16 protein-coding genes are annotated in these 21,507 nt (G+C 47.2%); 14 read left to right on the forward strand and 2 right to left on the reverse strand.

Features of this window, described 5'->3' with window-relative positions:
• Positions 1 to 21 precede the first annotated feature (21 nt).
• The 7 genes from gltB (at position 22) to H2R00_RS04730 (ending at position 12,535) form a co-directional block, all read left to right on the forward strand.
• A complete protein-coding gene (gltB, locus tag H2R00_RS04700; protein WP_182070564.1) occupies positions 22 to 4,587 on the forward strand; it encodes a glutamate synthase large subunit in 4,566 nt (1,521 codons plus the stop codon).
• A 16-nt stretch (positions 4,588 to 4,603) separates the two neighbouring features.
• Entirely contained in the window at positions 4,604 to 6,085 is a 1,482-nt protein-coding gene (gene gltD / locus H2R00_RS04705; RefSeq protein ID WP_154996764.1) for a glutamate synthase small subunit, read from the forward strand.
• Positions 6,086 to 6,652: 567 nt separating this feature from the next.
• Positions 6,653 to 8,353 carry a DUF6044 family protein gene (locus tag H2R00_RS04710; protein ID WP_244958315.1) on the forward strand — a complete coding sequence of 567 codons (1,701 nt, stop codon included), beginning with the start codon at positions 6,653 to 6,655 and terminating at the stop codon, positions 8,351 to 8,353.
• A gap of 22 nt (positions 8,354 to 8,375) precedes the next feature.
• Positions 8,376 to 9,383, forward strand: a complete 1,008-nt coding sequence (locus H2R00_RS04715; RefSeq protein WP_154996770.1) for a glycosyltransferase family 2 protein — start codon at positions 8,376 to 8,378, stop codon at positions 9,381 to 9,383.
• Between the two features lie 70 nt (positions 9,384 to 9,453).
• Positions 9,454 to 10,695 (forward strand): MFS transporter, encoded by a 1,242-nt coding sequence (locus H2R00_RS04720; protein ID WP_154996772.1) that lies wholly within the window; start codon positions 9,454 to 9,456, stop codon positions 10,693 to 10,695.
• Positions 10,696 to 10,712: 17 nt separating this feature from the next.
• Positions 10,713 to 11,819 (forward strand): mandelate racemase/muconate lactonizing enzyme family protein, encoded by a 1,107-nt coding sequence (locus H2R00_RS04725; protein ID WP_182070566.1) that lies wholly within the window; start codon positions 10,713 to 10,715, stop codon positions 11,817 to 11,819.
• Between the two features lie 92 nt (positions 11,820 to 11,911).
• Positions 11,912 to 12,535 carry a YitT family protein gene (locus tag H2R00_RS04730; RefSeq protein ID WP_154996775.1) on the forward strand — a complete coding sequence of 208 codons (624 nt, stop codon included), beginning with the start codon at positions 11,912 to 11,914 and terminating at the stop codon, positions 12,533 to 12,535.
• An 18-nt stretch (positions 12,536 to 12,553) separates the two neighbouring features.
• Here H2R00_RS04730 and H2R00_RS04735 read toward each other — a convergent pair whose 3' ends face one another.
• A complete protein-coding gene (locus H2R00_RS04735) occupies positions 12,554 to 13,318 on the reverse strand; it encodes a phosphosulfolactate synthase (RefSeq protein ID WP_043927648.1) in 765 nt (254 codons plus the stop codon).
• Between the two features lie 536 nt (positions 13,319 to 13,854).
• Between H2R00_RS04735 and H2R00_RS04740 the strand changes: the two genes are divergently transcribed.
• From H2R00_RS04740 to H2R00_RS04770, 7 genes are all read left to right on the forward strand, one after another.
• Complete coding sequence (locus H2R00_RS04740; protein ID WP_076792193.1) at positions 13,855 to 14,565, forward strand: phosphoadenylyl-sulfate reductase; 711 nt, start codon at positions 13,855 to 13,857, stop codon at positions 14,563 to 14,565.
• Positions 14,566 to 14,579: 14 nt separating this feature from the next.
• On the forward strand, positions 14,580 to 15,719 hold the full coding sequence (locus tag H2R00_RS04745) for a sulfate permease (protein ID WP_154996778.1): 1,140 nt from the start codon (positions 14,580 to 14,582) through the stop codon (positions 15,717 to 15,719).
• 309 nt (positions 15,720 to 16,028) lie between these two features.
• Entirely contained in the window at positions 16,029 to 16,706 is a 678-nt protein-coding gene (locus tag H2R00_RS04750) for a YetF domain-containing protein (protein WP_154996779.1), read from the forward strand.
• 350 nt (positions 16,707 to 17,056) lie between these two features.
• A complete protein-coding gene (gene proC / locus H2R00_RS04755; protein WP_182070567.1) occupies positions 17,057 to 17,908 on the forward strand; it encodes a pyrroline-5-carboxylate reductase in 852 nt (283 codons plus the stop codon).
• Positions 17,909 to 17,946: 38 nt separating this feature from the next.
• Positions 17,947 to 19,068: a glutamate 5-kinase gene (gene proB, locus H2R00_RS04760; RefSeq protein WP_154996783.1), complete on the forward strand. Its 1,122-nt coding sequence runs from the start codon at positions 17,947 to 17,949 to the stop codon at positions 19,066 to 19,068.
• Positions 19,069 to 19,091: 23 nt separating this feature from the next.
• Positions 19,092 to 20,363, forward strand: coding sequence for a glutamate-5-semialdehyde dehydrogenase (locus H2R00_RS04765; RefSeq protein ID WP_182070568.1), 1,272 nt, complete (start codon positions 19,092 to 19,094; stop codon positions 20,361 to 20,363).
• 199 nt (positions 20,364 to 20,562) lie between these two features.
• Positions 20,563 to 20,913: a winged helix-turn-helix transcriptional regulator gene (locus H2R00_RS04770; protein WP_154998262.1), complete on the forward strand. Its 351-nt coding sequence runs from the start codon at positions 20,563 to 20,565 to the stop codon at positions 20,911 to 20,913.
• 14 nt (positions 20,914 to 20,927) lie between these two features.
• Here H2R00_RS04770 and H2R00_RS04775 read toward each other — a convergent pair whose 3' ends face one another.
• Positions 20,928 to 21,485, reverse strand: a complete 558-nt coding sequence (locus tag H2R00_RS04775; RefSeq protein WP_154998254.1) for an NAD(P)H-dependent oxidoreductase — start codon at positions 21,483 to 21,485, stop codon at positions 20,928 to 20,930.
• Between the last annotated feature and the right edge of the window lie 22 nt (positions 21,486 to 21,507).

A 21,507-nucleotide genomic window follows, 5' to 3' on the forward strand; every position in this document is an offset into this window, starting at 1 on the left:
AATGAACGGGGGAGAGGAACAATGACTTATAATCAATTACCAAAGGCACAAGGTCTCTACCGTCCTGAATTTGAACATGATGCATGCGGAATCGGCCTTTACGCTCATTTGAAGGGCCTTCCTACTCATGATATTGTCAAAAAAGGATTGCAAATGCTTTGCCAATTAGACCACCGGGGCGGTCAGGGCAGTGACCCGCATACCGGAGACGGGGCAGGCATCATGATGCAGATTCCGGATGCGTTTTTCAAAAAAATCTGCGCCGGTTTCAACTTGCCTGAAAAAGGACGCTACGGCGTCGGGATGATCTTCTTTTCGAAAGATGACAGCGGGCGCGAGAAAACCGAAGCGCGCATTAACGAGCTGATCGAACAGGAAGGGCAGGCGGTGCTCGGCTGGCGAACTGTACCTGTAAATGTCGGAAAAATCGGAACAGTCGCACAGGAAAGCGCACCAGTCGTCCGCCAGGTATTCATCGGAGCAAATGAAGCGCTGAAAGACAATCTGGCATTCGAACGCAAGTTGTACATCATTCGCAAACAGGCCGAAAATTGGGCAAAAGAACACGAAAAAACGTTCTATTTCGTCAGCCTCTCAAGCAATACCATCGTATATAAAGGACTTTTAACGCCCGAGCAGGTTGATGCTTTCTATGAAGATTTGCAAGACGAGGACTTCGTCTCAGCTTTTGCATTGGTTCACTCCCGTTTCAGCACCAACACGTTTCCGAGCTGGGAAAGGGCGCATCCGAACCGCTATCTGATCCACAACGGGGAAATCAATACGCTGCGCGGCAATATGAACTGGATGAAAGCGAGGGAACAGCAGTTTGTTTCTGAAGCGTTTGGTGAAGACTTGCCGAAGGTTTTGCCGATTCTCGATGAAAACGGAAGCGACTCCTCGATACTGGATAACGCTTTTGAATTCTTTGTACTGGCTGGAAGGAAGCCGGCCCATGCTGCAATGATGCTGATTCCGGAGCCGTGGAACGAGAACCCGTACATGTCAAAAGAAAAGAAGGCATTTTACGAATATCACAGCTCTTTAATGGAGCCGTGGGACGGCCCGACTGCGATTTCTTTTACAAACGGAAAACAGATCGGAGCCATTTTAGACCGGAACGGGCTCAGACCCGCTCGCTATTATGTCACTAAAGACGACTACCTTATTTTTTCCTCCGAAGTCGGCGTGATTGAAGTCGAACAGGAAAACATTTTATATAAAGACCGGCTGGATCCCGGAAAAATGCTGCTTGTTGATCTTGAAGAAGGACGGATTATCTCCGATGAAGAAGTCAAATCCGAAATCGCCGGAGAGTTTCCGTACCAGGAATGGCTCAGTAAAGAACTGGTTCATGTCTCAAACGACATTGAGGAAACCGAAGAAAAATCTGTGCCTGACCTGCTGACGCGCCAAAAAGCATTCGGTTTTACGTACGAAGATATTCACAAGTATTTAATTCCTGTCATTACAGAAGGCAAAGACCCGCTCGGTTCAATGGGCCACGATGTCCCGCTGGCGGTGTTGTCAGACCGTCCGCAATCGCTGTTCAACTATTTTAAACAGCTGTTTGCACAGGTTACCAACCCGCCGATTGATGCAATCCGCGAGCAGATTGTGACATCGACATTAACATGGCTCGGAGCGGAAGGCGATATTCTCCATCCGAACGAAAGCAGCTGCCGCCGGATCAAATTGTATACACCGGTCTTGACGAACGCACAGTTCAATTCTTTAAAAGGACTTGTTCACAAGGATTTCAAAAGCAAGACGATTCATACGCTCTTTACAGACGATTTGAAGAGCGGACTCGAAGATATGTTTAAAGAAGTGGACAGAGCGATCGCCAAAGGCGTGACACTCCTTATTTTATCCGACCGCAAAATGGACGGTCAGAAAGCGCCGATTCCTGCGCTGTTAGCCGTCAGTGCCTTGCATCAGTATTTGGTCCGTGCAGGAAAACGTACGAAAGTCAGCATTATCGCCCAATCCGGTGAAGCGCGCGAAGTCCATCATTTTGCCGCCTTGATCGGCTACGGAGCGGATGCCATTCATCCGTACCTCACGTATGCGACATACAAACAGGCGATTGAAGACGGAGCGCTCTCCATCAGCTATGAAGAAGCCGTTACAAAATACAGCAAAAGCGTGACAGAGGGCGTCGTAAAAGTGATGTCCAAAATGGGTATTTCCACTGTCCAAAGCTACAGGGGCGCACAGATTTTTGAAGCGGTCGGGATCAGCAAAGACGTCATAGACAGCTATTTCACAGGAACAGCATCACAGCTCGGCGGAATCGGCTTGGACACGATTGCCGAAGAAGCGAAGCGCCGCCACAGGGAAGCTTATGAAGATACATTCAGTGAAACGCTTGATTCGGGAAGCGATTTTCAATGGAGAAAAGGCGGGGAACACCACGCTTTTAACCCGAAAACGATTCACACGCTGCAATGGGCATGCCGCAAAGGTGATTACAGCCTGTTTAAACAATATTCGAAAGCAGCTGATGAAGAAAGAATCGGTTTTCTCCGCAATCTCTTCTCGTTTGATGAAAACCGGAAGCCGCTGCCGCTTGAAGAAGTCGAATCTGCTGAATCGATTGTGCGCCGCTTTAAAACAGGGGCGATGTCATTCGGCTCTCTAAGCAAGGAAGCCCATGAAGCGCTGGCGATTGCAATGAACCGTCTCGGCGGAAAAAGCAACAGCGGGGAAGGCGGAGAAGATCCGGCGCGCTTTACGCCTGACGCGAATGGTGATAACCGCCGCAGCGCGATCAAGCAAATTGCTTCAGGCCGTTTCGGTGTGAAAAGCCACTATCTCGTCAATGCCGACGAGCTGCAAATTAAAATGGCGCAGGGTGCAAAACCTGGGGAAGGCGGACAGCTCCCTGGCAATAAAGTGTATCCATGGGTTGCCAACGTTCGCGGATCTACGCCTGGGGTCGGCTTGATTTCACCGCCGCCGCACCACGATATCTACTCGATTGAAGATTTGGCGCAGTTGATCCATGACTTGAAAAACGCCAACCGCGATGCACGGATCAGCGTAAAGCTTGTCGCTAAAGCCGGTGTCGGCACGATTGCAGCCGGTGTCGCCAAAGCGACTGCCGATGTCATCGTCATCAGCGGCTATGACGGAGGCACTGGAGCATCACCGAAAACAAGTATTAAGCATACCGGCCTCCCATGGGAGCTTGGACTCGCTGAAGCTCATCAAACACTGATGATGAACGGTTTGCGCGAACGCGTTGTATTGGAAACAGACGGCAAATTAATGACTGGCAGAGATGTTGTCATGGCTGCGCTTTTAGGAGCTGAAGAATTCGGTTTTGCCACAGCACCGCTCGTTGTTCTCGGCTGCGTCATGATGAGAGCCTGCCATTTGGATACGTGCCCTGTCGGGGTAGCGACGCAAAACCCTGAGCTTCGCAAAAAGTTCATGGGCGATCCGGATCACATCGTGAATTACATGCTCTTTGTCGCAGAAGAAGTACGCGAATTGATGGCCCAGCTTGGTTTTAGAACAGTTGATGAAATGGTGGGCCGCACGGATGTCCTTCGTGTCAGCGAACGGGCCAAAGCGCATTGGAAAGCGGGGCAGCTCGATTTATCAAACCTGCTTTATCAGCCGGAAGGCGCACGTACATTCCGTACGCCGCAAAACCATAAAATCGATGAATCGCTCGATATTACGCAAATCTTACCGACCGTCCAGTCAGCTGTTGAAAACGGCACGCCTGCGGAAGCATCTTTTGAAATCCGAAACATCAACCGTGTCACAGGAGCCATAACCGGAAGCGAAATTTCTAAGCGCTACGGTGAAGAAGGTCTCCCTGAAGATACGATTACGCTCCGATTCACAGGTTCGGCGGGGCAAAGCTTTGGAGCGTTCGTACCAAAAGGAATGACGATGTATTTGACAGGAGATGCCAATGATTACATCGGCAAAGGTCTTTCAGGCGGAAAAATCGCCGTCAAAGCGCCTGACGGATTCAATCCTGCATTCCGTGAAAATGTTATTGTCGGAAACGTCGCATTTTACGGTGCTACAAGCGGAGAAGCTTATATTAACGGACTCGCCGGCGAACGGTTTGCCGTCAGAAACAGCGGAGTCAGCGTTGTCGTTGAAGGCATCGGTGACCATGGATGCGAATACATGACCGGCGGACGCGTCGCCATTCTCGGCGACGTCGGCAAAAACTTTGCCGCGGGCATGTCAGGAGGAATCGCCTACGTGTACGCCGAAGACAAAAAAGCCTTTAAACGGAAATGCAATCCTGAAATGATCGAGTTTGAAACACTTGAAGCACCTGAGGAAATCGCGGAACTGAAAACGATGATCGAAAACCATTACAGATATACTGAAAGCTCAAAAGCAGCTTCGATACTCGATCATTGGGAAGAGGCCGTCGGTCGATTTGTGAAAGTGATTCCGAAAGACTTCAAACAAATGATAGAGCGGATTAAAGAGCAGAAAGAAGCCGGCTTGTCTGATGAAGAGGCGTTGATGTACGCGTTTGAAGCCGGTACGAAGCAAAAGATTGAACCATCTGCGGCTGCTTCATCAAAAGAAGCGGTGGCACAGTAAGAAAGGGGAGGGGAAAATGGGCAAAGCAACAGGATTTATGGAATTCAAGCGGGAAAAGCCTGCTGAACGCGATCCTCTCACACGGATAAACGACTGGAACGAATATTCGTCTCCATTTTCTGAGGAAGCATCAAAAAGACAGGGAGCACGCTGCATGGACTGCGGCACCCCCTTTTGCCAAATCGGCATGGATATAGGCGGTTATACGTCAGGATGTCCGATTCACAATTTAATCCCTGAATGGAACGACCTCGTTTACAAGGGAAGGTGGAAAGAAGCGCTTGACCGCCTTCTAAAAACAAATAACTTCCCTGAATTTACGGGACGGGTTTGTCCGGCGCCTTGTGAGGGTTCTTGTACGGTGGCGATTTCCGATCCGGCCGTATCCATCAAAGGGATCGAACGGACGATTATTGACAAAGGGTTTGAAAACGGATGGATTCAGCCGCGAATTCCGAAAAAACGGAGCGGCAAGAAAATTGCGATAGTCGGCTCAGGGCCTGCCGGTCTCGCAAGCGCCGATCAATTGAATCAAGCGGGGCATTCGGTCACCGTTTATGAGCGGAGCGACCGCCCGGGCGGCCTGTTAATGTACGGCATTCCAAGCATGAAGCTTGAAAAAAGCGTTGTCGAACGCCGCATCAAGCTATTGACGCAGGAAGGCATCGACTTTGTCATAAATACGGAAATCGGCAAAGATATTACAGCCGACGAACTTAAAGAACAGTACGATGCGGTTATCCTTTGCACAGGGGCCCAAAAACAGCGCGATCTCTTGATTGAAGGCCGTGAAGCAAAAGGTGTCCACTTTGCCATGGACTATTTAACAGGCACCATTAAAAGCATGCTCGATTCGAATTTTAAAGATAAGCAGTTTATCAATACGAAAAATAAAGACGTCATCGTCATCGGCGGCGGGGACACGGGGGCAGACTGCGTTGCAACGGCTCTGCGCCAAAAAGCGCGAAGCGTCGTCCAGTTCGGCAAACATCCGAAGCTGCCCGATACAAGAACAGCCGAAAATATGTGGCCGGAATTGCCGCATGTCCATTCGCTGGACTATGCTTATGAAGAGGCGCAAGCAGCATTCGGCAGCGATCCGAGGCAATATTCGATCCAAACGAAAAAGCTTGTCGCAGACAAAAACGGCCATTTGAAAGAACTGCATACGATTCAAATGAAAAAAGTAAAGAATGACCAAGGAAAATTTGAGTTTCACGAAATTCCGGGAACGGAAAAAGTATGGCCTGCTCAATACGTCTTTATCGCCATCGGCTTTGAAGGAACGGAACAGCCGCTACTTGAGCAATTCGGGGTAAATACGGTGAGAAATAAAGTTGACGCAGCATACGGGGAATATAGAACGAATGTCGATGGAGTCTTCGCAGCAGGGGATGCGAGAAGAGGGCAAAGCCTGATCGTTTGGGCGATTCACGAGGGACGCGAAGTCGCCCGTGAAGTTGACAAATATTTAATGGGGAGTTCTGTACTGCCGTAAAACAAAGGGGTATTTACATTATATAAATGAAAGCCTGTCTCGCGACCTTCTTTTAGGTTGATGGGGCAGGCTGTTTTTCTTTTGATTCACTGTTTTTAGCTTGCTGACTAGACTTGCCTTATATTATTGTTCGGATTGATATACAAAGGTATTTTATAAAAAAATTGTGTACGTACTCCATTTTATGGGATACAGCATAACCTAAAGTATGCAAAGCAATCAAAGGAGGCTATAACAGTGGAAGAGACTTATCAATATCAAGATGACTGGGAGGATGCGAATAGACAGCAGCCTTTTACTTATGGCGGTTACCCTTATCCGAGGCCGAGACCTCGCCCTAGACCGAGGCCGCCGTTTTATCCGTATCCATTCTTCTATCCATTCTTTCCTTTTTATCCATATTACCCTTACTACCCGTACCCTTGGTAATGGGTAAAGCGAAGCTGTCTGGTGAAACAGACAGCTTTTTTCATTTTGATGAATTTTTCAAAACGCTTCCACGAATAATAACAGCGATATGATAAAAGCTCTATATTTCTAAAAGAGAACAAATTGGATGTGGTATTCGTGTCGTTATTCGTCAAAAAGTTGAGCAGAGAAAAGCGATATTTGATTTTCGCATTCAGTGTCATTCTTCTCTATGTCCTTCCGCTTTACATATTAAATGAAAACGCTCATATCCGCGTGCATGACAACCTGGATTCCAACATCGCCTGGTATAAGGTGCTGGCCGAAAGCGGACAACTGCTCGGCGGCGTTAAAGCGGTCATTCCGCAAATCATCAACGGACTGCCGCGGGATGCTTACGGAACGGAATGGAGCGGCATTGTCTGGCTTCATGCCTTGTTTCCCTCGATGACCGCATATGCTTTAAGCCAGACGATCACGAGGGTGTTTGCCTTTGTCGGGATGTACCTGCTGCTGAAAAGCCATGTGATTCGCGATGAAAAAGCGTATTTCATCAGAATCGCGGTATCGCTTGCTTTTGCCCTGACACCCTTTTGGCCTTCGGGAATGCTCAGCACGCTTGGTCATCCTTTGGCTTTATGGGCTTTTTTAAACATCAGGGCAGGGAACGACTCATGGAAAGAGTGGGCAACCCTTGCACTTTTGCCGCTTTACTCAAGCTTTGTGCTCGGTTTCTTCTTTTTCCTTGCCGCCGTTTCGCTGATTTGGTTTTATGATGTGGTCACAAAGCGTAGCTTTAACCTTCGCTTTCTCGGAAGTATCGCCCTTATGACAGGCATTTTTCTGGCGATAGAATACCGGCTTGTTTATTCGGTTTTTGCTTCAGGTGAAACGATGCATCGCGTTGAATTTATTTCGTCGAGGCATGACATCCTTCATTCGTTCCGGTTGTCCTTTAAAAATTTCGTGCTCGGCCACAATCATGTTATGACCGTTCATACGGCAGTGATACTGCCTTTGATTGTGCTCACTTTCGGGCTCGTCGTTGCAAGACAACGCGAAAAGCGACCAAGAGAAGAAAAGCTGTTTATCTTTTTATTCATTTTAAATTATGTGCTTTCTTTATGGTATGCCTTCTGGTTCAACAAGCTGTGGGCGCTTCCAAAGGAAAAGATCAGCCTGCTTTCGGCATTCAATTTCGCGCGTTTTCACTTTTTGCGCCCTCTTGTGATATACGCAAGCTTTGCAGTTGCATGCTACATATTGTGGAAAATGGGGAAGAGGTGTCGGCGCTTCGTGCATGCCGCGCTGGTCGCCCAGCTGCTCGTGCTTATTCCGTTTCACGAAGAGCTGACTTACGGCGCATACCACCACGCCCCGACATTTCGGGAATTTTATGCATCAGATCAGTTTAAACAAATCAAACGATTCATCGGTCAGCCGCCCGACTCCTACCGGGTGGCGAGTATCGGCCTGCATCCTGCGATTGCGCAGTATAACGGCTTCTACACACTTGATACGTATGCCAATATTTATCCGCTCAAATACAAGTATCAATTCCGGAAAATCATCGCCAAAGAGCTTGATAAAAATCCGGCCTTGAAGCGCTATTTCGATGAGTGGGGGAGCCGCTGCTACTTGTTTGTTGACGAGCTTGGAAAACATTACGCGTTCAAAAAGAACACGAAGAAAAAAATCACGAACCTGGAATTAAACACTGAAGCGTTCAAAAAAATGGGGGGACGATATATTTTTTCTTCCGTTCCGATTATGAATGCAGAACAAAACAAGCTTGCTTTTTTAAAGCGGTTCAGCCACCCGCAGTCCGCTTGGAACATCTATGTATATGAAGCCAAATAAGCATCGATAAGGAGGAAGCAAATTGAATCTTCAACAGCCTTTGCTGACGATCGTCGTACCCTGTTATAACGAAGAAGACGTGTTTGCCGAAACCGCAAAACAGCTGACTGCGGTATTGGATGATCTCACAGCAGACAAACTGATCTCTTCAGAGAGCAAGCTTTTATTTGTCGATGACGGATCGACGGACCGCACATGGCCGCTGATTGCCATGGAAAGCACAAAAAACCGCTATGTGACAGGCTTGAAGCTGGCCCGTAATTCAGGACATCAAAAAGCCCTCTTAGCCGGACTCGATAAAGCGAAGCAAAAATCGGATTGCGTGATTTCAATCGATGCCGACCTTCAGGATGACATTTCGGCGATTCGCCGGTTTATCGAAAAATATCATGAGGGCTATGAAATCGTCTACGGTGTACGCCGAAGCCGAAAAACAGATACATGGTTTAAACGAACGACAGCCGCATGGTTTTACCGGATCATGAATAAGCTTGGCATCCAGCTGGTCGATAACCATGCCGATTTTCGGCTTTTGAATAAACGGGCGCTTGAGGAGCTCAGCCGCTATGCAGAAGCAAATGTTTTCCTGCGCGGTCTGGTGCCCCTGATCGGCCTTCGGTCGGCCAAAGTGTTCTATGATCGAAAAGAGCGGCTGGCTGGAGAAACGAAATATCCGCTGAAAAAAATGCTTTCTTTCGCTTTTCATGGGATTACGTCTTTCAGTGTCGCTCCGATCCGTTTTTTTACCCTGATTGGCTTCTTCTTATTTTTCCTAAGCTGCATCGCGGGTATATATGCAATGATACAAAAACTGCTCGGCTACACGAATGCAGGCTGGGCTTCGCTGATCATTTCGATATGGTTTTTAGGCGGTCTGCAATTGATGGGGATCGGCATTATCGGCGAATATATCGGAACGATTTTCACCGAAGTGAAAAGAAGGCCGAGGTATGCGGTGGATATCGATTTGTATACTGAACGGCTCGGCCGGCGCGAACCTGAAAAACGGTCAGGAACGAAGCTAAGCTGATGACGGATGTTAACGGATCACTTAACTCAAATTTTACAGTTCATCATGAATAGGAAGGATGTACAAACTTATGGCAGAAAAACAAACCTCTGGCATGACGGTTGTCGCTATCGGGTCGATCCCGTTGATTATGACGTTGGGAAATTCGATGCTGATTCCGATTTTGCCGAAGATGAAATCCGAACTCAATTTATCGCAATTTCAAGTCAGCCTTGTCATTACCGTGTTTTCGATCACTGCAGCGCTCTTTATTCCGCTGCTGGGTTACTTGGCGGACCGCTTCTCAAGGAAAGTGGTGATTATTCCGTGCCTGTTCCTTTACGGGGCAGGCGGGATTCTTGCAGGCTTTGCATCGACGACCTTTGAGAACGCCTTCCCGTGGGTGCTTTTCGGGAGAGGACTGCAGGGGCTCGGGGCAGCCGGTACAGCGCCGATCGCAATGGCGCTGACAGGAGACCTTTTTAAAGGGTCTGACGAAAGCCGGGTGCTCGGTCTTGTTGAAGCCTCGAACGGCTTCGGAAAAGTGCTGTCTCCGATTTTAGGATCGTTGATTGCATTGATCGCTTGGTTTTGGGTGTTTTTTGCATTTCCGGCTTTCTGTATTGCACCGATCATTTTGACTTGGATTTTTATCAAAGAAAAAGACAAGAAAAAAGATCCGCCGCCTCTTGGAAAATATGTAAAAGGGCTGACAAGCGTTTTTAAACATGAGGGCAGATGGCTTTTCACCGCATATCTCGCAGGAGCCGTCTGTTTGTTTACTCTGTTTGGCATCCTCTTTTACTTATCTGATATTTTGGAAAAAGAATTTCATACAGACGGTGTAAAGAAAGGTCTGATTTTGGCGATTCCTCTGCTTGTGATGTGTACAACATCATATATTACGGGTAGCAAAATCGGACAAAATCAGCAGCTGATGAAAAAAATGATGGTCATCGGGCTCGCTCTGATTACGATTTCCTATGGCACACTGTCTTTTTTCTCCGCGCTCATTCCTTTTATTTCGATCCTTGTCATCAGCAGCATCGGTACAGGCTTTGTTCTGCCGTGTGTTAACAGCTTCATAACCGGGGCTGTCGGAAAAGAGAGGCGCGGCTTTGTGACATCTCTGTACGGATCGGTCAGGTTTTTAGGAGTCGCCATCGGTCCGCCGATTTTCGGGAGACTGATGGAATGGTCGAAACTCGGCATGTTTATGTCCATTGCGGGCCTGACATTAGTCGTTGGTGTGCTTGTGCTGACCATGATTCATGTCAAAAAGGAAGACACCAAAAAAGGGGACAAAGGGCTGCAGCCGGCTGACGCTAGATAGGAGGAAAGGAAAAAAACATGCGCATAGAAAAGGTTGACACATTTCCGCTGTTCCACAAGCTTTCCTCCCCTTACGGCGATGCGAACGGATTGAAAAGCTACAGAACGTGCTATCTGATTCGGATCACGACAGCTTCAGGACTGACGGGATGGGGAGAATGCGCGGATTGGCTGCCTGCTTTGGATACAGGCTTTAAAAAACGAATCATTCCTTATTTAATTGGAAAAGAAGCGAGCAATCGCACGGAGCTTCTCACCGTCATCAAAAAGTGGCATCAGCGGGCCGCATCTGCCGTAAGCATGGCTTTAACGGACATCACGGCGAAAAAAGCAGGTCTTTCTGTATGCGAATTATGGGGAGGAAAACTGAGGGAGCAGATCCCGGTATATGCATCATTCCAATCGTATTCAAACAGACCGGATTGGAGCCGTCATTCCCTCCGACTCATCGAAAAGGCTGTACGGGACGGATTTAAAACCGTCAAGCTGAAAGCGGGAGGCAAGGTGTTTTCAGAAGACTTGGCACATATTCAGGCGTTCCAGGAGATGACAGGGCAAAATACCGGACTGATTCTCGATGCAAACCAGAGTTATGATCAGGCCGCCGCGCGCAAATGGGAAACGTGGTTTTCCGGCTGGCGCAATGTGCTTTGGTTTGAAGAGCCCATGCCGTTTGACGACCCCGCTGAATACCGGATGCTGCGCTCAGCGCTTTCTGTTCCGGTTGCCGGAGGAGAAAACGTAAAAGGCGCAAAACCGTTTTTGCCGATTTTTCTGGAGAACGCAGTCGATATTGCTCAGCCCGATGTTATGCACTGTGACGGCACAGACGATTTTCAAACCGTTCTGAAGCTCGCCAGGCATTTCGGAAAAAGGGTCTCTCCTCACAGCTATGACGGCGGACTTTCAAGAATATACGCCATTTTCGGACAAGCCTGTTTACCGCCTTGGACCAAAATGGACGGAGAAGATATCGAACCGCTCGAATGGGATGCGATGGAGAATCCATTCACACAACTCGTGCCCGCCAGCATAAAAGACGGCTGCATCCAAGTCCCCGACAAAATCGAAATCGATACAGAGCTCGTAGAAGCGTATGTGTGGGACGGATCGACTTACATCTGATCAGCGCCACCCCGAAAAAATGTGATATTTTTCATTTCCCCTTACATATAGTAGGAAAGAGGACAAGTTTCTTTAAAGGGGATTATATCCGTATGGGAAGAAAACTCAAAATCGTACATGCTATTGTGTTGGGCAGCGTGTTACAAGGTCTCGGTATGGCGCTGTTTTTGTTTCCAAACCATATTCCTTCAGGGGGCGCAGCCGGCATCGCTGTTTTACTCAATTTTTGGTTTCAGGTTCCGCACGGATTAACCGTCTGGGCTGTCAACTTCTCGCTGCTTTTGACGGCCGTTAAATGGCTGGAACCCGTGACAGTCTTCGGGACGATGGGGGCGATTACCATGACGTCCGTTTCGGTGCAGATCTTCGAATCCTGCATGCCCGTCATGACGACGAACAATATCTGGCTGGATTTATTTTACGGCTCCGTCCTTTTGGGAACGGGGGTTGGACTGCTATATAAATACAATATTTCTAACGGCGGTTTTGGCGCCTTGGCTTTAATGATATCGATTTACCGCGGCGGAAAACCGGGAACTGCGCTGTTTATAATGAACGCTTTCATTTTCCTTTTGACGGCGTCTGTCATCGCCTGGGGAATCGTTATCCAAGCCCTGATCTGCCAATGGATTTCGACGAGGATCATCGATGCGATTTATCAGATTCGCTTCCGTCCGTTATTGATGCCTATCGCCGGTTTCCGCAACAAAAAATAGGCCGCTTTTTAAGCGAACCTAATCAAATAAATAAAATGTATCTGATCGAAGTCCCAGTCTTAGCGTTTCAAGCGGAATGGCATCCTGAAACGGAATATTAGCCAAATTGGCGTCAGGACCGATTTTTTCAATGAAACACGTCTGCAGCTGTTTTGTCGGCGCTTCAAAAATTAAATCCCCAGAAGCGATACCGGAATGAAGAATCTCCTCAATAAGCTGGGACCGCATTTCTCCATCGCTTTTGCACAGCCCGCTCGTGCCGCTTTCCCTCGTTTCCGTGATCACTTTCTCGGCTCCAGCTTCAAGATCTTCGAGGATGTAATCGATCCATTCGGCTGACTCCAGCTCACTGCTGAGGGTGCTGTCTTTGCTGCCGACTTCGCTGAACACGTGAAACTCTTTCGAAAAATCGGAAATAAAGCTTGCTTTATCTTTATTAGAGAGACGGATCGTCCCGTTTGATATTTCCACATAACGACATCCATATAATTTGCAGTAGCGGTAGTAATCTTCAATTTTATCCTGGCTTAAAAACTTCTCAAACAACGTTCCTCCAAAAAAGAATTGAACGTCATTCTGCTTCAGACAATCGATTTTTTCCTCCAAATACTTCGTAATTAAAGACGTTCCCCATCCAAATTTCACAAAATCTATATAATCTGCCGCTCCGTGAATCGTATCTTTAAAAAAGCTCAAGGGAACCCCGTTATCGATCAGGATGGTGATCCCTTTCATTCTTGGTTTAAGCTGCCTGTCGGGCAGTATCAGTTCAGAAGAAATCATTGATTACCCCTCACAATCTACTGTATCTTTCATATTTTTAGGTAAATGTCTGTTGGCCATTATTCAGCTGTCACGATAAGAATTCACCTTTCCCCGTTTATCGTTTTTCCCATTCATGTGTTGCCGTTCGGCAAGGAGTGATCTTCGCCCACCTCCCCATTAGGCAGCATGTTAGCCCCTCAACCTAGGTATCTATCCATTTTTTGAAGTCAAAGTAAGTATATTCGCCGTCCTTTCATATGGTTCCTCACTAGTTCTTTCCAATGAACACTGACGTAAACAGAAGGCCCGCAACAGATTTGTGAAACACTTACTTAGCAGCTGAAAATATATCAGCATATTAGATCCGGCTCTTTTCCCGTCAATTTTAACCGGTTTGTTTCAGTTATATTGTACGCTGATCATTCGGATATTCACAAAATTGCTGAAATCATAACATTTTCCAGATCACATTTAGTTTGAAAAGTGAATAATCTGCCTATATGTTCTTTCAGTTCATGTTTCGTATCACTTTAGGACGTATTGGGGGAAAATCGATGAACGATGTTTTAACGTATAACAGATGGGATGAAAAAGCTTCTGAAGAGGTGATGGATACCTTCAGCGGCGAGATGGATGTTTTGAAATGGGCGTACAGCACGTATCAGAAAATCGTTTATGCCTGCAGTTTCGGTGCGGAAGGAATCGTTTTGATCGACTTGATTTCAAAGGTAGTGAAAGAAGCGGATATCGTGTTTTTAGATACTGGACTGCATTTTCCGGAAACGTATGAGCTGATCAATGAAGTGAAAGATCGCTACCCAGGTCTGTCGATCCGCTTTTTGAAACCCGGCCTCTCGCTTGAAGAGCAGGAAAAACGCTATGGCAGCGAACTTTGGAAGCACCGACCGGACCATTGTTGCCGCCTTCGCAAAATCGAGCCGCTCAGGGAGCATCTATCAGGCATGGAGGCCTGGATTACCGGGCTGAGGCGGGAGCAGTCGGAAACACGGAAACATGTCCGATATCTCAACAAGGACGACAATTTTAAACTGATTAAAATCTGCCCCCTTATTCACTGGACATGGGAAGATGTCTGGACTTACATTAAGCTGAATCAGCTGACGTATCACAAGCTACATGATCAAGATTATCCGAGCATCGGGTGTGAGGTGTGTACGCTTCCCGTAGCAGACGGCGGCAATTTAAGAGCGGGAAGGTGGGCCCACCAGGAAAAAACAGAATGCGGGCTGCATCAATTCCGGTAGGAGCTGGGTAAAAAATGACGATTACCATTTTGGCATTCATTATCGCTTTGTTTTTTGCCATGAACATAGGAGCGAGCGGAGCAGCAGCGTCGATGGGAATAGCATATGGCGCAGGTGCCGTCCGGAAAAGGCAGGCGGCCTTGTGGATCAGCGGAATTGGCGTATTTCTGGGCGCCATGATAGGCGGAGGAGAGGTTGTGAAAACAATCGGTTCAGGCATCATTCCCACGTCTATTCTCAATGTGCATATTGTCGTAATTATACTTGGGGCATCTGCGATCTCGCTGTTTATCGCGAACATCGCGGGAATTCCCCTTTCAACGAGCGAGGTGACGGTCGGCTCGATTGTTGGGGTCGGCGTCGCGTTTCAGGCGGTATTTACCGATAAGCTGTTGGTGATTGTTATGTATTGGCTGATCATTCCGATTGCCGCTTTTTTTCTCGCTTTTTTAATTGGACAATTGCTGAAAAAAGCTGAGGCGAAGCTGCGGTGGCTCAAACAGCAAAAATGGGCGCGGCTGCTCACCGCACTGGTGATTTTAACCGGTTTTTTAGAAGCCTTTTCGGCGGGAATGAACAATGTCGCCAATTCCGTTGGACCTCTCGTTGGAGCAGGCCTCTTGTCAGTCAGCAGCGGAACGTTTCTTGGGGGGCTGTTCGTGGCTATCGGAGCCATTTGCCTTGGCAGCAGAGTCATTGAGACGAACGGAAAAAAAATCACCGAGTTTTCGCTTTTGCAAGGGTCATGTGTTTCCGGACTCGGTGCTTCCCTGGTCATCGGCGCTTCGCTATTCGGCATTCCCGTGCCGCAAACCCAGATTACGACTTGCAGCATTATCGGGATTGGCCTTTCTGAAAAGGGAAGGGCAATCTTTCGTAAAAGTGTCATTTTAAAATTAATGAAAGTATGGGTTGTTTCGCCGGTTTTTTCACTTGTCATTTCGTATAGTCTCGTGAAAATCTTTCTTGATTTTGATTTATATTCAGTGACAGTTGTTTTATGTGTTTTTCTTGCCACTCTTGGATCAGTAAGCCTCATGAAACATGCCAGGCAGAAACAATCAGATACCCGAAGAAGCAGGGATCATGTAAAATCAATCGTTGGAGGAAGAGGACGTAAAAGAGAACCTGCCGCATGGAGGGACTTTAGTTAACCTGGCCGCCATATGGAGCTAGCGTTCAGACGGATACAAGTCTGTCACTGTAATGCACCTTTCCACCAGGGTATGCCGTTCACATTGAGAAAAGGCGCCCGTGCCGCTGTATCTTTTCATTGCCGGGCGTGATCACGGCACTTAACAGCGGTTTGACCGAAGAAGAACACGGCAGATGCCGCTCTTTTTTGGGCTGATCCCGTTCCGGTGGCGCAGCAGACGGTCCTTTTTCTCAGGAAAAGTATTCCTCTGGTTTAAACTGCATCCCGATTGTTAACAATGAAGAGAGAGATTCGGGAGGGAACCTTGATGGAATATGTACACTTGGTAGTCGAACTGACGATAGGGTTTGCAGCCTTGTTTCTGATGACGAAAATTCTGGGAAAAACCCAATTTGCCCAAATTACGCCGTTTGATTTTATTTCCGCTTTAATATTGGGGGAGATGGTTGGAAACGCGATTTTCGATGAGGATGTGACCATCTGGAAAGTCCTTTTCGCCATCCTCGTTTGGGCCATCCTGATCTATTCAATAGAAGTTTTATCACAAAAAGTGCAAAACACGAGAGGTTTTCTCGAAGGCAGGCCGAGCATTGTCATCAATAAAGGAAAAATTGATTACAACGCCCTTAAAAAGAACAAATTGGATCTGAACCAGCTGCAGACATTGGCACGTGAGAAAGGCTGTTTTTCCTTAAATGAGATTCAATATGCCATCCTGGAAACAGACGGTTCGATCAGCGTCCTCCCAAAACACAAATACGGGATGCCGACAAAAGAAGACTTAAACATCCCTTACAAACCGGTTCAGCTCCCGGTGCCGGTAATCCTCGACGGCCAGCTCGAAAAGAACAATCTGCATGAAGCCGGCTTTGATGAGCTTTGGTTGCAAAATCAATTATCAAGTCAGGGTATCACTCAGTATCAAGATGTACTGTATGCGGAATGGCGCGGTGATGAAGGGCAGCTTTACATTACAACATATTGATATTGGCAAGCGCGGGTTCGACAAGCTTCGAGCCCGCGCTTTTCCAGTTGCATTCACACGGCTTGAGGATCATACTTTTTTACCGGTCCGAAAGGCTGTTGTTCTCCAAAAAATTCCGTTAAATCATTCAAACGACCTTCAAATGGATGGAAGACAAACGACAAAAGGTGCAAATGAAGATGAAGAATCTGCCTTCAGCCTCCTTTTCTTTTCCTTTTTTCTTCAAAAATCTCCATTTTTCACATACCCTGCGCCGTCCAATCAAAACATGCAAACTTGACATAAATATCTAAAGTGTTAATATACTAACCGTGTTCGAAAAATACGAACAGAAATGCGAACAAAGGGAGATGTTAAAGATCTTTAATCAAAAAAACGTAGCTTTTATAGGGGCAGGATCAATGGCAGAGGGAATGATCTCAGGCATCGTTCAATCCAAAAAACTGCCTGCTTCGCAAATTTATGTTACAAACTACACGAATCACCGGCGTTTAGAAGAACTCCAGCAGAAATATGGAATACAAGGTGTCAGAAAAGAAGAAATTGACTATCAGAACATCGATTGCTTCATCTTGGCGATGAAGCCGAAAGATGCAGAAAGTGCTCTTATTTCCATAAAACCGCATATTCAACCCCATCAGCTTATCGTGTCAGTTTTAGCTGGCATATCAATTTCATTTATTGAAAACGCGCTGCACGACATGCAGCCGGTCATCAGAATCATGCCTAACACCTCAAGTGCAATCGGCGCATCTGCAACCGCCATGGCCGAAGGAAGCCATGTAACAGCCGATCTGTCAAAAACCGCGAAACAACTGCTTCAATGCATGGGAGAAGTCTATTCCATTGAAGAAAGCAAAATGGACATTTTCACCGGTATTGCCGGCAGCGGGCCTGCTTACTTTTATTATTTAATGGAGCACATCGAAAAAGCGGGAGCCGAAGCTGGATTAAGCCAAAAATTAACGAGGGAAATCGGCGCACAGACATTGTTAGGCGCCGCCAAAATGCTGTTGGAAAGCCCTGAAGATACAGCTGTTCTCAAAGACAACATCACTTCCCCTAACGGTACGACAGCCGCCGGTTTAAAGGCCTTGAAAGAAAGCGGCGGAGGCGAAGCGATTGAACAGGCGGTCAAACAAGCCGCAAAACGATCCAAAACCATCAGTCTGGAACTTGAACAATTAGTCGCAGCAAAGTAAATACCCGTTACGAAGAAAAAGACTACAGGAGTGATAAAATGACCTCTAATCAACAGAGGGTAGTTGTCAAAGTGGGAAGCAGTTCTCTAACAAGTCTTCACGGCGAAATAAGCAGCAAAAAGCTCGAAAAGCTCGTTGAGCAGATCGTCCGCCTCAAAGATGAAGGACACGAAGTGCTCCTTGTTTCATCAGGCGCTGTAGCCGCCGGTTACCGGAAGCTGGGCTTCATCAACAGGCCGGATACATTGCCTGAAAAACAAGCATCCGCTTCTGTCGGCCAAGGCTTATTAATCGAAGCGTATTCCAAGCTTTTTTTATCCCACGGCTATATCGCTTCACAAATTTTAATCACAAAAAGCGATTTTTCAGATGAAAAACGGTACAACAATGTGAGAAATACGATGAACGTGCTGCTGAAACGCGGCATTATTCCGATCATCAATGAAAATGATACGGTTACCGTCAACCGGCTCAAATTCGGAGACAATGACACGCTTTCTGCTAAAGTGGCGGGTCTGATCGACGCCGACCTACTGACCATCCTCTCTGATATAGACGGCCTTTATGACGCGAATCCGCGAAAAACGCCGGACGCCGCACTCGTCCGGGAAGTAAACGAAATCACGCCGGAGATAGAAGCTTCAGCAGGGGATGCCGGAAGCGAAGTCGGAACCGGCGGCATGAAATCCAAACTGGACGCTTTTAAAATTACAATGGCTTCAGGCATCAAAGGATTTTTAGGGCGCGCTGACACACCCGGCCTTTTGCACGAAGCAATCAGCGGGACTGCCAAGGGAACCTATTTTATTCCGAATGCGGATTCACACACCCTCAACCATAAAGAGCAATGGATAGCATTTAACTCTGGACCCGAAGGAGATATCGTCGTCCACAACGAAAGCAAAGAGTTTATTATCGACCGTAAAAAAAGCCTGTATCCTTCTAGTATTTACGAAATCAACGGCCGTTTCAGCAACGGTTCCGTCGTTCGAATCCTTGATCAGGAAGGAGAGGAAATCGGCCTCGGCGTCGTCAACTTTTCCTCATCCCAGCTTCGTAAATGGAAGAAGGATACGAATCAGGAAACAGCCGCTTCCTCACAGGCTGTCGTTGACAGAGAAGCGTTTGTCTGTCATTTAGAGCTATCCGTTCCGCTTTAAAACAAATCAAAGGAGGAATTGACATGACTGTGACGAGCGAGAGCATCAGGGCACAAATCGAAGAAAAAGCGATAAAGGCAAAAATGGCCGCAAAATCTTTGCGGCTGACAACTGAAAAAGAAAAGAACGAGGCGCTTGCTGCATTGGCCGAACACCTGAAACAAAACATGAGCTATATCCTCACTGAAAATGCCAAAGATATCGAAGCGGGACGAAAAAAAGGCTATGATGCAGCATACATCGACCGCCTGTCGCTCAATGAAGACAGGGTTCTGGATTTTGCCGATGGGCTGCTGGAAGTCGCGGAACTGGATGATCCGGTCGGAGAAACGCTATCAAGCTGGACGCTCGACAACGGGCTAAAGGCGGAAAAAATCAGCGTTCCTCTCGGCGTCATCGGCATGATCTATGAAGCGCGTCCGAACGTAACGGTCGATGCGACCGGGCTCGCCTTAAAGTCGGGCAATGCGATCGTTTTAAAAGGCGGCTCTTCCGCCATTCATTCGAATACAGCGATCGTCTCTGTCATGCATCAAGCGCTGGAGACTACAAACATCTCCCGCGATGCCGTACAATTTATCGAAAGCACGGACCGAAGCGCCACGAAGCAGCTCTTCAAGATGAAAGAACATATCGATGTACTCATACCCCGGGGAGGCGGCGCCCTCATTCAGGAAGTCGTTGAGAACGCAACCGTTCCGGTCCTTGAAACGGGAGTCGGCAACTGCCACATCTATATTGACCGGGAAGCAGACCCTGAAAAAGCGATCAATGTCATGATCAATGCGAAAACAGACCGCCCCGCCGTCTGCAATGCGCTTGAAACGCTGATCGTTCACGAAAAATGGCTTGAGGAAAACAGCGCCGCGCTCATCAATGCTTTAAACGAACACGGGATTCAAGTTCACGGGGACGAAAAGGCGGTTCAATGGATTCCAGGCGCAAAACCAGCGGGGGAAGCCGATTGGCAGAACGAATATTTAAGCCTTGATCTCGCGGTTAAAGTCGCAGGAAGTCTTGAAGAAGCCTGCGATCATATCGAAACATACGGAACAAAGCATTCAGAAGCGATTATCACCGAAAATCCGGAAACAGCCAAGGCTTTTCTGAATGCAGTTGATGCGGCTGCATTGTATCACAATGCCTCAACCCGATTCACCGACGGCGGCGCACTCGGCTTCGGCGCGGAAATCGGGATTTCTACACAGAAGCTTCACGCCCGCGGACCTATGGGTCTGAAAGAATTGACCACATGCAAATATATCATGAGAGGCGACGGCCATATCAGAAAATAAATAAAGAAGCCTGCATTGAAACTGCACCTGCATTGTCAGACTTAGGGTGCAGTTTTTTCTTCCGGCAAAATATACATCCCCGGAAACATACAGGCGCAGAGGTTTTTCACAAAGCATTCTTCAACATCCTCCCTTTACATCCTTTCAATCAGATTACATAATGATCTATGATATAGGAGTCAGAAGGAGAGTGTACGTTATGCAAACCCCATCCGGAAAAACCTGCGTTCCGACCGGTGTGGAACTTAAAGATACCGGCTTTGGATATACGTTGTCATTGATAAGCGGCAAATATAAAATCGTCATTCTATATTGGCTGTCTGAACGTGAAGTGATGCGGCATAATGAGCTGAAGCGAAGTATCGGCACCATTTCCTTCAAAACGCTAAGCATCATGTTAAAAGAGCTGGAGGCAGACGGCCTTATCATTCGCAAGGAATTTCCCCAAATCCCCCCAAAGGTGGAGTATTCATTATCTGAACGCGGACGTTCCCTCCTACCTTTGTTCAATATGATGTGTGAGTGGGGAGAGAAAAACAGGCTGGGCTGACAGCCTGCTCCCTGCTACAGATGATCAATAAAATGCAAATAATCTCGTGCGCTTTTTTCCAATTCTCCTGCACCCGGCTCAGTTTCTTCTTCCTCGTTTCCGCCGGGCGCATTTTCCTTGCCGTAAAATGCAAAAAATGAACGATAATCCGCATGACAATACCGGAATGTCGTTTCAAATGGAACTAATATTTGTTCAAGCGTATAGCGGTACCTTCCGTCTTCACGATAATCTTCTTCTTTAATTCCGGCGGATACACCTAATCCCACTTTACGATTATTTAATTGATCTCCTCCTGAACCATAAGCCCATCCGTAAGCTAATACATCATCAAGCCATTTTTTAAGAAGAGGCGGACAGTTAAACCAATAGATAGGGAATTGCAAAACAAGATTGCCGTGCGATTCCACCAATTTTTGTTCTTTTACCGCGTCTATGTTTCCATCCGGGTAAACGTCGGACAATTCGTGAACCGTATACTTTTCCGGATATTTCCTGAGTTCCTCTACCCAGCGTTTATTAATAACTGATGTTTCTAAACTTGGGTGTGCAACGATAACTAGCGTTTTCAAAGATTTGTCCTCCTTTAGCATG

The organism is Bacillus haynesii (assembly GCF_014042035.1).
Taxonomy (GTDB): Bacteria; Bacillota; Bacilli; order Bacillales; family Bacillaceae; genus Bacillus; species Bacillus haynesii.